The following is a 14,595-nucleotide window of genomic DNA, read 5'->3' as shown; positions in this document are numbered from 1 at the left end:
TATATCAGAGTTATTCAAAATTAATTTTACTAATTCATCTCTAGATAAAGACATAGCCTGTGCTCCCTTCATTTGATAATTTATTATATCATCCTAATGAAGTTTACACAGACTATTTTACACTCTCTTATTGCCCACTTTTCTATTTTTATTGAAATAGATTTTATCTTTTCGATTGATTATACTGGAAATCTAAGTCTTATTATCTTTTATCTATACATTAAATTTATTAATTGCTTTCTGCAGATTACTAGTATACTCTGACAAATCATTAATTGAAGATGCTACTTCTTGAATACACGCTGTATATTCTTCCGTCGAAGAAGAAACTTCCTCAGTAGCTGATGCATTTTGTTCTATTATATTAACAATATTCTTTATAGATTTTTCTACTGATATTGCATTTTCATTAATCATTTCTGTTTCAATGGAAACAGCTTTTATCTTATTAGTTACTTCTGAAACTGAATTTTGTATAAGATCAAAGGACTCATCTGTTAGTTTAAGTGAATTTACCTGATCATCTATTGATGTATTTGTATTATTTACTTCAACTACAGCCTTTTTAATATCGTCTTGTACTGATAATATTAAACCATTAATTTTTTCTGTAGAATTTTTAGACAGCTCTGCTAAGTTTTTAACTTCATTAGCTACTACAGTAAAGCCTCTACCAGCTTCCCCTGCTCTTGCCGCCTCGATTGATGCATTTAAAGCTAATAGGTTTATCTGTTCAGTAATCCCATTTATGAATTCAATAACCTTTCCAATCTCAATAGACTTTGTAGATAAATCACCAATTATATTAGTTACAACTTTTGATGTATTTTGGGTATTAGTCATCCTATCACTTTGTTTCTTAAGATTTATAATTCCATTATTTACAGTTTCCATTGCTTTACTTGCAAGCTCATTTATATAAACAGTATTTTCTGTAATGCTGCCTAAACCACTTACAACATCTCTAACTGAATTACTACTCTTCTCTGCTAGTTCTACTTGCTTTGATGAGTTTTCTGCTATGCTAGAAATGCTTGCAGCAACTTCCTCCGCTGTTTTACTAATCTCATCTGAATTTTTATTTATTTCATTTGATGAAAAAGCTACGGTTTCACTGGTAATTTTAGCTTCACTAATTAACTCTCTAATAGCATCAATAAACTTATTGAACCTTTCAGTAAGCTCACCTAATTCATCTCTTTTATATATTTCACCTTTAATAGTTAAATCTCCATTTTCTGCTCGCTCCAACAAGTTTTTAAATTGATCAATAAATTTTGTAATGCCTTTATAAGTGCGTATAATAATTATAGTAAATAAAACTACTAATATTATTCCAATTGCTACACCTAAAATTAAATTCTTTTGAAAATTTTCTGCATCAATATTCGATTGTTTTATTACATTTGCAGATTCTGTACTTGCACTATCTTGTATTTGTTTAACTAGCGAATCCATGTCGTCAGTTGTTTTTCTATCTATTCCTTTGACTAATCCATCCACTATATGATAACTTTCTATATTATTAGAATCATAGCTTTCAATTGCTTTATTATATTTACCATACATATCTTTATGACTGCTTAATACTGAGTCCACTAAAGCTGTATCCATTCCATGCTTGTTCATATCTGCTTTAAGTTTTAATAATTGTCCCTGAACCTTTTCATATTCCTGTGAAAACTGAGAATGATATTTTTTAAAAGATTCTGGATCATTACCTCTTAGCAATGTATCTTTCCATTCTTGAACCTGCTTTTTGAAATCCACTTGAGCTTGCCTTGCCTCATCGACTATATTTATATATTCAGCTATTGTATTCAAATTCTCTTCCTGCTTTAAATTAAATTTCTTAAAGTTAATCCATGAAAAACTACTAATTGCCAGTATAAATATTGTGACAAAAGCAATTAACATATATAACTTAGAACCTATTCCTCTATTGCCTTTCATTTCTTCCACTCTCCTTGATAAATTTTTTAATACAAATTCTTACTACGCTTCTATACCGAATCTGACTCTTTTATTATCCTTGCTGCTACCTTTTTATCAAGTCGCAAATCCTATTTCCTTCTATTTATTCTTGGATGTTTACTAAATCAAATTTTTCTAGTAAGTGGATAAATATAATCTTGTTAGTTAGACAAAATAAAAAAGACTTACTAGACATAATAAATTATTCCAAACATTGGCCATACTATATTTATTATGGAAAAGACCTAGACTTCTTTATATTATATATCACGCGACAAATATGTCAACAATGTGACAAGCTAAGAACCTGTTTCTATAAGTTTCTACAAAATATAAATTCTATATAGTTAGTGTTTATAAAATAAATTTATACAGTACCTGCTATATTTTTCTAAGTAAGTGTTATAATTCTAATATCATGTTCAACTAAGATTCAGGTGGGATTTTATCCACAACTGAATCTTAGTTGAACTTATAACCACAAGGGTCACAATGTACCCTCAATAGGTCCGTCGTCTAGGGTAATAACTACAGTGGCTAGGCATCAGATAAATTTAAAAACAAGAAGAAGGTGTATTATGGCAAATCAAATTTTGTTGTTAGATAATGTTCATAAATCTATAAAGAAAAAAGAAATTGTTAAAGGTATAAGCTTTTCAATTAATGAAGGTGAAGTTTTGGGCTTTTTAGGGCCAAATGGTGCTGGAAAGTCAACCACATTAAGAATGATTGTTGGACTCTCCTCTCCTACAAGCGGAAAAATTTTAATTGATGGTCATTCTATTACAAAAGATTACGTTAAAGCTATGTCTAAGGTTGGCTGTATTATAGAAGGTCCGGATATGTACAATTATTTAAGTGGTTTAGAAAATCTAAAGATGCTTGCCTCTATGAATAAAAATGTTACAAACGAGGATATTACAAAAGCAATAGAGCTCGTTGGTATGCAAAATAGAATAAATGATAAGGTATCTACTTATTCTTTAGGTATGAAACAAAGACTTGGTCTTGCACAGGCTCTTATTCATAAACCAAAGCTTCTTATATTAGATGAACCGACAAACGGACTGGACCCTTCAGGTATAAATGAATTCAGGCATATCATTAAAGACCTGGCTAAAAAAGAGAACATAGCTGTACTTGTCTCTAGTCACTTAATATCAGAAGTTGAATTAATGTGTGATACAGTTGCAATAATAAAAACTGGTACTCTAATTAGGTATTCTACAGTTTCAGAACTTATAAGCAATCAAGAAGTTTTCTTTATTTTAAGTGATAACCAAAAAGGGCTTGAGATACTTAAAAATAACTGGAATATAGATGGCATTATAAAGGATGATAGAATTGAAGCAAAAGTTGAGATTTCAAAACTTGAAGAGATCAACTCTTCTTTTATTAAAGAAGGTTTAAGGATCAAATTTGTAAATGCTAATCAAAAAACTTTAGAAGATTTATTTTTAAACCTTACAGAGGGTAATTCTGTCATCAGTTAAGGAGGTGAAAATCTTGCTTGTATTAATAAAAAATGAAGTAAATAAAATTCTATCTAGAAGAAAAATGATACTAATCACTGTTATTATGCTAATTTTAGTTTCATTGTTTGCTTATGGGCAAAACTATCAATATAAAAACACTATGGATAAATACGTAAAAACAACTGAGGATAGTGGAAATATTGAATGGCAGGCTTTGCAAAAGCAGCAGATACAGGATTTAAAAAACAGACTTAATAGACCTGATACCCCTGAGGCAAGTAAAGCTTCAATCAATATTAAGATTCAACAAAATCAATATTATCTAGATAATAATATAAATCCTATCACCCCGAGTGCTGCAAAATTCGCTGTAAAGTTAATGGAACAATCCGTTTTTGTTTTACTTCCTTTGCTGATAATTATACTAGCTGGTGATAGTGTATGTGGTGAATTTTCTGCAAAAACCATAAAAGTTTTATTAACTAGAGCTGTTCCAAGATGGAAGATATTACTTAGCAAATACTTAGCGCTTTTAATTTTGTTTTCTATGGTCATATTAGAAATGGCGCTGCTCTCCCTTTTAGTTTCAGGTTTTTTCTTTAACAATTGGGGTTTTTATGAGCCTATAGCTACAGGATTTAATTCCAGTTCCGGTACTTTAGATGTTTCAAATGTAATCAAAGTAACCCAGTTACAATATTTAATTCTTGTATACTCCCTGGGATGGTTTGTCTCTGTTATTGTTGGAACAATTTCATTTATGGTTTCTGTTTTAGTGAGAAATACAGCTACATCTATAGGAATAATGATGGCTACATTAGTTGGCGGTGGATTTCTTCAATTATTTTTAGCAGATTGGCCTATAATAAAATATTTCTTTGTTATTAATCTTAACTTACCACAGTATCTTACAGGCTCATATACCCCTATAAGTGGAATGTCCTTAACTTTCAGCACTTCGGTACTTCTAACTTGGGGAATAGGAGCTCTCATTGTAAGTTTTGTTGTATTTACCAAACAAGATGTATTAGTTTAAAAGGAGGTAAAAGAATGTTTAAAAATTTAAAGTGGATATTAATTTTATTTATATCTATAATTTCTACAATTACATTAATTATAGGTTTTGCATCTGCATTATCAATAAGTTCTGCACCTCCTAAAGAAATCTCAAATACCGAATCTGATGCAAATACTAAAACTGAGACTCAGGAACCTGCGAGTAGAGATTTAGATAAAAATAATTATAATATATTAGTTCTTGGAGATTCTCTTGCAAAAGGAACTGGAGATGAAAAAGGACTTGGTTTTCCAGGTTACTTTGAATACTTCTGGAAAACTAAAACTACAAAGGAAATCAAGATAAATAACCTTGCAATAAACGGAGATGTATCTAGTGGGCTTTTAAAAGTAATTAAGGAGCCACAAACCCTCTCTTATATTAAAGGTTCAGATATTATTTTCATATCAATTGGTGGTAATGAAATAAGTAAACTTAAAAATATGGATATAACATCTTCCACTACGAAAATAAAGGATATTGAAAATACGTACTTAAACAACTTAAAATCAATATTTAAGATAATTAGAACTAATAATTCATCATCTATGGTAGTATTTATAGGGTTATATAACCCATTTGGAAAAGATTTGACACCTGATAAAGTAACCATTTTAAATGAGTGGAATTTCCAAAGCCAAGAGCTTATATCACTTGATTCAAATGCACTATTTATTCCAACTTACGATCTCTTCAAGTATAATTCAGGAGATTATTTAGCAGCAGATAACTTTCATCCAAATAGTACTGGATATGAAGCAATTTCCAATAGAATAAGTGAAGCCTTGAAGAACTATAAATAACAAGTGATTATATTGTGTATAATTACCGAAATGAGTAGCATACTTTTGTTCCAGTTGGGTTATAGCTCAAATATATATGGAGGCTATGATTTGTTTATTTACAATATAAATAATACACTATGAATGTGATTTATGTTTTAAAATATTTTCAATGCCAGAAAGAGAAGGTACTCTTTTTCGTAGTGTTGCATCGAAAAAATAGCTGTAGGTATTTTTTCAGCAACCGAGAAACAGAGTACCTTCTCTTTCGGTTAGTTATTGGATACCTATAAATCACGAAAATAATGGTGACACAACTAAAATTATTGATAGAGTTATAATAAAAATAACAGTAGCCCAAGAGACAATGTTTTGAGTTTTATTATTAACATATTTGCCCATTATGCGCTTATCATTAATCAAAATTATCATAAATGTTAATATTATAGGAGATAACAAACCAGCAATTTGCTGTGATACAAGTATAATCTTTATTAGAGATACACCAGGGATAAGTATGAACAACGCTCCTAGTATAATTATACCTGTATATATTCCAAAGAAAGCTGGAGCGTCTTTATAGTCATTATCCACACCACTTTCCCAACCAAAAGCTTCACATATAGCATAAGATGTAGAAAGTGGAATAACTGCAGTAGCAAGAACTGAAGCGCCAAATAATCCTGCTCCAAAAAGTATAAATGCAGCTTCTCCAGCTAATGGTTTTAGGGAAATTGCCGCTTCTTCTGCGCTGGTTATTGTTATTCCAGCTTTATAAAGTGTTACGGCTGTACATACAATTATAAAAAATGCTACTGCATTTCCCCAAAAAGCCCCTAAATAAACATCAAGCTTTTCATATTTATAATCGGATATACTTATTTTTTTATCTACTATAGATGATTGGAGGTAAAATTGCATGTAAGGAGTAATTGTTGTACCAATCATTCCTATGAATGTAAGAAGAAAACCTGTATTTAATTCAATAGTAGGCGTTACCATTGATTGCATTACGTGTCCCCAATCTGGTTTAGTTAAAATGGCAGATATAATATAAGTAAAAAAAACAAATGTAAATAATAAGAAGATATTCTCTACTTTCTTATAGGAACCTTTAGTTACTAGAAACCAAATCATTATTGAAACAACAGGTATTGAAATATATTTACTTACATTAAATAACTCTAAACTTGCTGCAATACCTGCAAAGTCACCGAAAACAACCCCCATATTGGCAATTAATAGGATAGTCATTGCAAAAAAGGTAAGCTTAACTCCAAATTTCTCTCTAATTAAATCAGATAAACCTTTCCCTGTTACAACTGCCATTCTTGCATTCATTTCCTGTATTACCGCAAGGCTAAATGTAATTAAAAGCAGCCCCCACAGCATTTTATATCCATATGACGCACCTACTGAGGCATAAGTTGTAATTCCACCAGCATCATTCCCCGCATTTACTGTAATTAGTCCAGGACCTATGATAGTCATAATAAAAAGCAACTTTTTATATCTGCTTGATAATGCCTTTTTCATAATACAACCCTCCTCAATTGTGAATATTCATGAATACTGTCATTCAACGATACTACACCAACTAGATTATTATCTTCATCACTAACTGGAATACAAACGAGATTATATTTATGCATTATACTAATTGCATCATCTATTTCATCTGTATCTTTTAAGCTTTGAGGTCTAGTGGCCATGATATTATAAAGTTTAGTGTTTCTATCCGATGTTATTAGTGAAAATAGAGAGATAACTCCAATAAGATTATTTTTATCATTCGTAATGTATATATAATAACTTTCTTCCTCACTAGGAGAGTTTGCTTGAATCCATAATATAACATCACTCACAGTAGCATCAGGCAGGAAGGTTAAAAAATCTTTTGACATAATGCTTCCCACCGTTTCTTCATCATACTCCATAAGTTCCCTAATTTCATCTTGGCTTTCTTCATCCATATGTGTTAATAGCTTTTCAACTCTATCTTCATCCATTTCTTCTAAAATATCGGCTATTTCATCAGATGGCATGGCTTCAAATATATCTGATGCCTTTTCATCAGACATAGATTTCAATAAATTTAATTGGACATCAGTTTCTATTTCTTCTAAAACTTCAGCAGCCTTTTGATTATTTAAGCTTTGGAATAATATATCCCTGCTTTTACTATCAAGATCCTCTATTATATCTGCTATCTCCGCTGCATGTAATGTTTCTATTTTATTTGCAGGCATTTGAAGCTGTAAATTGTTAACTCCAGTAGACAAAGTTTGTACGTCATCCCAGATAATAAGTTTATTCCTCAATCTATATTTAAAGGTTTCTGTTAATACGATAAAAGGATACTCTATACCAAGACGTCTGAGCAATCCCCGAGTTCCTATATCAACTGCTACAAGTTTCCACTTAGAATTTATATATCCAAGTCTTACATCATTAACACGTTCAACTTTTTTACCATTTATATCAACTATCTGCTTATCTAAAAAGTCTCTTACTAAAAAAATATCTTCTTCATTAGGTAGCCTTGTGACAAGATTATTGCTACTAATTTTAATATAATATTTTTCATTTTCATCTTTGAATATATCAAGTGCTTCAGTTGATATATAGAAAGATTTTCTCCAATTTCTAATTTGTAAATATGCTGCAGTAGGTTTTTCTTGACTAAAATCAAGAATAAGATCATTTAATTTACCAATCACTTGTCCTGAAATATTATGGATTTCTTTATGCAGAATTTTACTAAAAAAGAAATTTGTTATTTTTTCCATATGATTCACCCCTTTAATTTAGGGCAAAAGAGTAACCAACTAATGCCCTAAAACTAGTATTACTTGAATTTATATAAAAATACTTATTATGACTATCGGTATCAGGGTCATCCATTGGTTTCACCTCCTTTAAATAATTAAGCAATAAAAAAACCCTCACAAAAAGTGAAGGTTATAATAATCAAAACCACAATAGTACACACAAATACGCAGCTAAAAAAATGCGCATTTGTGATGTTCGCCTTCACTCGTTGAGTTTTAGCACTATATAGCATAGAAAACCAAATGGCTTTCGGCTACATTAAGTAGAACCTTAATCCGGTAATACCTGTTGACCCATTGGCGTCTCTCGACGTTTCCGGGCAGCAGCATGTATCTATATAGGAGCCTCACCTAACAAAGATATTATTTTCGTTCTTATTTTACTACCATGTATAACAGTACGTCAATAGCAATTATGATAAAGATTTTATTTTCTACTATTCTTTTCTTATTCAGGTATACTATTTCAATATTTTACTATCATAGATGAGGTATATATTTTTATAATTAAATCTAATTCTTTTCTTCGAAATCTATTTTTTGAAAAGCCGAGAATTTGTCATATTTACTCTATTAATGGAGAATTATACGACCTAAATCGAATATAATTAAGCAAAATCTTAGTTGACTCCCATATTTAAAAATGATATGGTTATATATAAAGGTTAATTTTAAAGATAAAAGAATATTGATAGCGCTTAATCAATAGAGCGGGAGAACCAAATTCAGGGGTGAATCTTATTATTAAGATAAGTAGGGTTAATTTTCTTCAACCCGAATCCGTCAGCTAATCTCGTAAGCGTTGAAGAGAAGTTTGTGTATACTTTACTATACATTTGTTTAGTATGCATATAAATATTATTGCTTTTTTAAGCTGTAGAGACTTCTCTGCAGCTTATTATTTTTATCTCAGCTATTCAACTGTATAAATTAATTAAAAACTTAATTTCCAAAAATTGCTACGATATTTAATTTACTTATAAGAGTCATTTACTAAAATTAGGGGCTGTGTAACAAGTTAGTTTGTAATATAAAGTTCTACATAACTTTATATTATCAAATTTTATTAACTAAAAGAGTTACATTGAAATGAAAAGGAGAGGACAATCTAATGAGAGCAGGTAAATGTGTATTAAATAATTCTTACTACGCCAAAATAGACCGCACTAAAATATTAGTAGATTTACCTAGTAAACGTGTAAAAATAGTTGATTTTAATGGTATATCAATTCAAAACCTAAAAAGAATAATCCACTTTGCTTCAAAGCAGCATTTAAGTAAAATTATTTGCAATTGTAGTATTGAAAGCTTTGAAACTTTTATTAATGCTGGATTTAATTTGGAGGGTAAAATCGATGGCTATTTTAAAGGCAATGATGCATTTTGTATGTCTTATTTCATTAGTTGTACCAGAAAAGTTTGTAGTAATTTTCCAAAGAAAGATTCATTAGTTAAAGAGTGTTTAAGTATGAAAAATACTTATATACATCGCAATAATAGTATGGAATATCTTATAAGGAATGCAACAAAAAATGATATTAAAGAAATGGTGGACTTACTTTCTACTGTATTTTTAACGTATCCATCTCCTATTTATGATGAAGAATATTTAACACAAACTATGAACGAAAAAGTTTTGTATAAAGTTGCAGTTCATGATGGAAAAATAGTTAGTGTGGCTTCAGCAGATATGGATGAGAAAAACTTAAATGCAGAAATAACAAATTGTGCCACTTACCCGACTTTTAGATGCAAAGGGATCTTATCAAATATTATTCATTCATTAGAATATGACCTTAAAATTAAAGGTTTCCTTACTTTATACAGTTTGTCAAGGTCAATAAATCCAAGTATTAATTTTGCATTAAGCAAACATAATTACAACTTTGCAGGCAGATTAGTGAACAATTGTAATATATGTGGAGCATTTGAAGATATGAATCTTTGGGTAAAAAATATATATAACTAAATATTTACAATATTAACTATTCTATATAAAATTATACCCAACAGAAAATATAAGTTTTTCTGTTGGGTATTGTATTATTTTACCTTCATTTCACTTCCTGAAATAAAGCCTAATGTTTCTAAATTTTCTTTATTTTCATTACTCATAACGAAATCAATAAACGCTTTAGATAAATCTTTTGATTCACCCTTAGTATACATATGTCCCCAAGACCAGAATTTATAAGAACCATCTGTTATATGTGCTTTATCTGCTGCCACTCCATCAAGATTTGCTACTTTTAAAGCATCTTGTGCTTCTTTTGTATTCATGTATGCAAGACCTAAATAACTAACTGCTCCATCATTTTCTTTCATTGCACTTAACACTGCACCATTTGAATCTTGAGTTACACCTAAAGCTTCATTTTCTGCTGATTTATCTCCACCAAGTACTGTCTTTTCGAAAGTTGCTCTTGTTCCTGAACCAGCTGTTCTATGAATTAATAGGATTGCCTTATCTGGACCTCCAACTTCTTTCCAATTTGTAACTTTACCAGAGAATATATCTTTAATTTGTGCTGAAGTCAAATTATCTATTCCTAATGATTTGCTTACTACAATCCCAAACCCTTGTGCTACGACTTTGTGATCAACTAATTCTTTTGCTTTTGCTGCGTCTAATTTTTCTTCTGCAAATACATCAGAATTTCCTATATTTACTGTTCCATCTAATACTTGAGTAAGACCTGTACCAGAACCTCCCGCTTGAGCTCCTATCTCTGCATCAGGATATTTTTTATTAAATGTTTCGATTGTCTTCTCCATTAACGGTAGTAATGCTGACGAACCGCTCATAGTTATTGAACCTTTTACAGTCGCTTCTGTTTTAGTTCCTTCTGTTTTACTGTCATTTGCTGGTGCTCCCCCTGATGCATTTCCGCATCCTACCATCACACTTCCTACCATTGCTAAAACTATAGCACCTACCATTAATTTTAATGTTCTTTTTTTCATTTCTACCTCCATAAGTAAATTATATTCTGTTTCATTATTTTGTGTTTCATAATTCATATATTATGGTATCTCTTTTTAGTTAACCTATTATTATAAAAATGTTAATTTATATTACATATTAGTTAAAAAAGTTTAACATTTGTATCCATATAAATGTTGAATATCTCTATCATTTTTAAGTTATGCCGGTACGTCAAGTGTACTGAAAATAGAAAATGAAATCCATATTAGAATGCAATAATTAAACATTTCTACAAAAACATAAAAGATATTATCTTAATATATAACTTTATTAGGTTTATATATGGCACTAACATAACCTTAACATGAGCTTAATATCTTCTTATCATTTTACTAATATACTGTAATTACAAATAATAATCTTATACTGAAGTTATTTAAAACAAATAAAGGAGGCATGAAAATAAAATGAACAATTTAAATATCTGTATTGATATCGATGGAACAATAACTAATGCTTATGACTGGCTTGATTATGCAAATGAGTACTTTAACAAAAATATCACTGAAGATCAAGTAACAGAGTATGAAATACACCAAGTAATGGGTATAGAAAGGCATGAATACGAGGATTTCTATAATAAAAATAAATTTAAAATTCACTCGGAGCAAAAACTTAGAGATGATGCTAAACTTATAATAACTGTACTGTACCAAATGCATAATATACATTTTGTCACAGCAAGAGATCTAGAACTAGAAACATTAACCCATTTATTTTTAAGGAAAAATGAAATACCTTATGATAACTTATTTGTTTTAGGCAGCCATTATAAAGTTGATAAAGCAAAAGAATTAAATTGCAATATTTTTATCGAGGACAGTTATGACAATGCGATTCAATTATCAAATTCAGGATACAAAGTTCTTCTTATTGATACAAATTATAATAGAAAACCGCTAAACAATAATATAGTTAGAGTTAACAATTGGAAAGAAATATTCTTAATAATAAATGAACTTTCCTCACAAACTAAAGCAGTTTAAAAAAATTTCAAATCACTTCTTATCAAATCCTCCCATTCACTTTTCACATGATTATTCTGCTCTTCTATTTAATTTTCTAATATCCTTGCCTTCCATTAAATATTCAATGAAAACATCAGTCTTGTTACAAATTTTGTAACAAGAAAAACCAAATGGATGTGTAAATCCATTTGGTTTTTATTATTATAGTTAAATGTTTTTATAATCGATTAATATAATAAGTGAGATTAGGTTATATCGCTTGATTACACACCTGAATATTTATATAACTAAGCAACGAGCTTACAGGAATAATTCCCAAATACATATTATTATAAGTAATAATAATATGGTCATAAATATTATTATTTTTTCTAGACATAGCTCTTCGTGCAACTTCATTAATTGCTGTATAATAATCTACTATTAAAGGATTACTATCCATTACAAATGAAATAGGGCTTTTCGCAAAGTTAGCTCCGCCATCTTGTGTATTAATGGCAGAATCTAGATTATGCTCCATAATAAGTCCCACTGGAATATCATTATTTACGATACATGCTCCTGTAATATCATTAGAATTAAAATATTCTTTAATTTCTTCACAATTGCTTGTATACTCAAATGACTTATCCTGCCTTACAATTTCACCTATACAATTTGACTTGTAATTTTGATTTATGCTTTTTTTTAAGTTTCTACATTTTCGAATTAAATCTTTTACAGAATTTGATATATCTAAAAATGTTCCCGCCGGACGACTAATAAAGAAACCTTGCCCCGCATATACTCCTAACTTTATTAATGTTTTAAGTTCCTCTTCAGTTTCTATACCTTCAGCTATAAGCTTCATATTTGTTGCTTCTGAAAGTTTAACAAAACATTCCACTAGCGATTGTTTAAATAAATCCTCATTTATATCTCTAATTAAATCCATATCTATTTTTACAAAATGAGGTTTTGTTTCATTAAGCATTTTTAATCCTGAATATCCCGAACCAGTATCATCAATTGCTATTTTATATCCCTGATCTACATAATTACTAAGAGCTTGCCTAAAACTTGTATAATCTTCAATACATGTCTTTTCTGTAATTTCAAATATTATACTTTTAGGTGACATATTATGTTCTGCAAGAAAATCTTTTGTAAATCCTTTTTTAAATTTCTCATCCTTAAAAATATGTGGATCTACATTTATAAAAAGATACTTATTCTTCTCAAGATTATCAGCTCTTTCAATAGCCTTTATTCTGCACAACTGCTCCAATTCCCATGTTTTATTATAAATTTGAGCCACTTTGAATAATTCATCAGGTTTTTGTAGATGTGAACCTACCGGCCCTCTACTCAAAGCTTCATAACCTATAACTGTACCATCCACAAGTGAAACGATAGATTGATAGACTGTAGTAATATTTTTATTATCCAGAATACTTTCTAATTCCTTTTTATCGTCATAACTTGGAGTAATCTCCAGTAAATTTAACATATTAATAATCTCCTCTTATGTGTTTAAAATTAATCGTTTTAAGACAATTAAAATATAACATGAACGTATTAAGTTATTTTATCATTTAAGTTAAATTTATGTAAAAATAGTATGTTGTATCTGAATTAATACAAATCTCTCTTATGCTAGTGATTTATATTTGATTTATTCTTCTAAATATATTTATTACCCAATTTAAAAATCCCCCATATGTTTTAATTTACTAGTCCAATTTAATTTCATTATTCTCAATTCTTCTATCTAGTTCTTTTACCTTTTCTTCTATTGTTTTAGCCGTTTTTATAAATTCATCATCACTTTTACCTGTTGGACCATCTAATCCCCAGTCTTCTATATGTTTCCCAGGTAAAATTGGACAAACAACGTTGCATCCCATCTTTATAACTATATCAACCTCTGGGATATCTGATAAAAGCTTTGATTTTTTAGCTTGATTTATATCAGTATTGTATAACTCTTTTGTAATTCTTGCTGCATCTTGGTTTATTTGATGTTTTGTTTCTGTTCCTGCTGAATAACTTTCAAAAACGCTATTTCCATAAAGCTTTCCTAGGGCCTCTGCCATTTGTGATCTGCATGAATTGTGTACACAAATAAATGCTACTTTTGTTTTCATTTAGTTTTTTATTCTTTTATTTACAAGTACATTTACTCTTATCATTACAAATACAATCTTTTGTTTCTGTCACAAGGTTCATCATAAACAGTGTAAGCTTATTGCAATTATTAATATTTAATCGGTAATAGTTCCAAAGTCCTTCTTTTCTAACTTCTATAAGACCACAGTTACTTAATACCCTCATATGATGCGAAAGAGTTGGCTGGGTAAAATCAAAGTATTCTAAGATATCACATGCACACCTTTCACCACAGGACAGTATATCAATTATTTTTAGCCTGCTTTGGTCAGATACTGCTTTAAAAATTTTTGCATTTTCTTCATAGTTCATTCTCATTCACATCCTCCTATATAGATATTTATATATATAATATAGAACATTATCTATATATC

General features: G+C 29.6%; 12 protein-coding genes and 2 riboswitches. Of the genes, 5 read left to right on the top strand and 7 right to left on the bottom strand.

Annotated features, from left to right (window positions below; translation table 11 throughout):
* Positions 1 to 213: 213 nt before the first annotated feature.
* Complete coding sequence (locus CLCHR_RS21775; RefSeq protein WP_079442011.1) at positions 214 to 1,953, bottom strand: methyl-accepting chemotaxis protein; 1,740 nt, start codon at positions 1,951 to 1,953, stop codon at positions 214 to 216.
* 599 nt (positions 1,954 to 2,552) lie between these two features.
* Here CLCHR_RS21775 and CLCHR_RS21770 point away from each other — a divergent pair.
* Genes CLCHR_RS21770 through CLCHR_RS21760 form a run of 3 tightly spaced genes read left to right on the top strand, consistent with a single transcriptional unit; the run spans position 2,553 to position 5,309 of the window.
* A complete protein-coding gene (locus tag CLCHR_RS21770) occupies positions 2,553 to 3,467 on the top strand; it encodes an ABC transporter ATP-binding protein (protein WP_079442010.1) in 915 nt (304 codons plus the stop codon).
* A gap of 13 nt (positions 3,468 to 3,480) precedes the next feature.
* Positions 3,481 to 4,485: an ABC transporter permease gene (locus CLCHR_RS21765; protein ID WP_079442009.1), complete on the top strand. Its 1,005-nt coding sequence runs from the start codon at positions 3,481 to 3,483 to the stop codon at positions 4,483 to 4,485.
* Between the two features lie 14 nt (positions 4,486 to 4,499).
* Entirely contained in the window at positions 4,500 to 5,309 is an 810-nt protein-coding gene (locus CLCHR_RS21760; RefSeq protein ID WP_079442008.1) for a GDSL-type esterase/lipase family protein, read from the top strand.
* Between the two features lie 273 nt (positions 5,310 to 5,582).
* Here CLCHR_RS21760 and CLCHR_RS21755 read toward each other — a convergent pair whose 3' ends face one another.
* Positions 5,583 to 6,824, bottom strand: coding sequence for an Nramp family divalent metal transporter (locus CLCHR_RS21755; protein WP_079442007.1), 1,242 nt, complete (start codon positions 6,822 to 6,824; stop codon positions 5,583 to 5,585).
* Positions 6,821 to 8,077, bottom strand: coding sequence for a magnesium transporter (locus CLCHR_RS21750; protein ID WP_079442006.1), 1,257 nt, complete (start codon positions 8,075 to 8,077; stop codon positions 6,821 to 6,823). The genes CLCHR_RS21755 and CLCHR_RS21750 overlap by 4 nt, the downstream gene beginning before the upstream one ends.
* A gap of 236 nt (positions 8,078 to 8,313) precedes the next feature.
* Positions 8,314 to 8,485, bottom strand: a riboswitch (M-box (ykoK) riboswitch).
* Between the two features lie 319 nt (positions 8,486 to 8,804).
* Positions 8,805 to 8,936, top strand: a riboswitch (cyclic di-AMP (ydaO/yuaA leader).
* Between the two features lie 294 nt (positions 8,937 to 9,230).
* Between CLCHR_RS21750 and ablB the strand changes: the two genes are divergently transcribed.
* On the top strand, positions 9,231 to 10,088 hold the full coding sequence (gene ablB / locus CLCHR_RS21745; RefSeq protein WP_079442005.1) for a putative beta-lysine N-acetyltransferase: 858 nt from the start codon (positions 9,231 to 9,233) through the stop codon (positions 10,086 to 10,088).
* 74 nt (positions 10,089 to 10,162) lie between these two features.
* Here ablB and CLCHR_RS21740 read toward each other — a convergent pair whose 3' ends face one another.
* Entirely contained in the window at positions 10,163 to 11,083 is a 921-nt protein-coding gene (locus CLCHR_RS21740) for a phosphate ABC transporter substrate-binding protein (protein WP_079442012.1), read from the bottom strand.
* A gap of 429 nt (positions 11,084 to 11,512) precedes the next feature.
* Here CLCHR_RS21740 and CLCHR_RS21735 point away from each other — a divergent pair, with 429 nt between their 5' ends.
* The gene (locus CLCHR_RS21735) at positions 11,513 to 12,091 is read left to right on the top strand and encodes a 5' nucleotidase, NT5C type (protein ID WP_079442004.1); all 579 of its coding nucleotides are present in this window, start codon (positions 11,513 to 11,515) and stop codon (positions 12,089 to 12,091) included.
* Between the two features lie 232 nt (positions 12,092 to 12,323).
* Here CLCHR_RS21735 and CLCHR_RS21730 read toward each other — a convergent pair whose 3' ends face one another.
* The 3 genes from CLCHR_RS21730 to CLCHR_RS21720 form a co-directional block, all read right to left on the bottom strand.
* Entirely contained in the window at positions 12,324 to 13,562 is a 1,239-nt protein-coding gene (locus CLCHR_RS21730; protein ID WP_079442003.1) for an EAL domain-containing protein, read from the bottom strand.
* A gap of 223 nt (positions 13,563 to 13,785) precedes the next feature.
* On the bottom strand, positions 13,786 to 14,199 hold the full coding sequence (locus tag CLCHR_RS21725; RefSeq protein ID WP_079442002.1) for an arsenate reductase/protein-tyrosine-phosphatase family protein: 414 nt from the start codon (positions 14,197 to 14,199) through the stop codon (positions 13,786 to 13,788).
* A 16-nt stretch (positions 14,200 to 14,215) separates the two neighbouring features.
* Positions 14,216 to 14,539 carry an ArsR/SmtB family transcription factor gene (locus tag CLCHR_RS21720; protein ID WP_079442001.1) on the bottom strand — a complete coding sequence of 108 codons (324 nt, stop codon included), beginning with the start codon at positions 14,537 to 14,539 and terminating at the stop codon, positions 14,216 to 14,218.
* Positions 14,540 to 14,595 lie beyond the last annotated feature (56 nt).

Origin of the sequence: Clostridium chromiireducens (assembly GCF_002029255.1) — a bacterium.
Taxonomy (GTDB): domain Bacteria; phylum Bacillota; class Clostridia; order Clostridiales; family Clostridiaceae; genus Clostridium; species Clostridium chromiireducens.
This window is presented reverse-complemented; position numbering and strand designations above follow the sequence as displayed.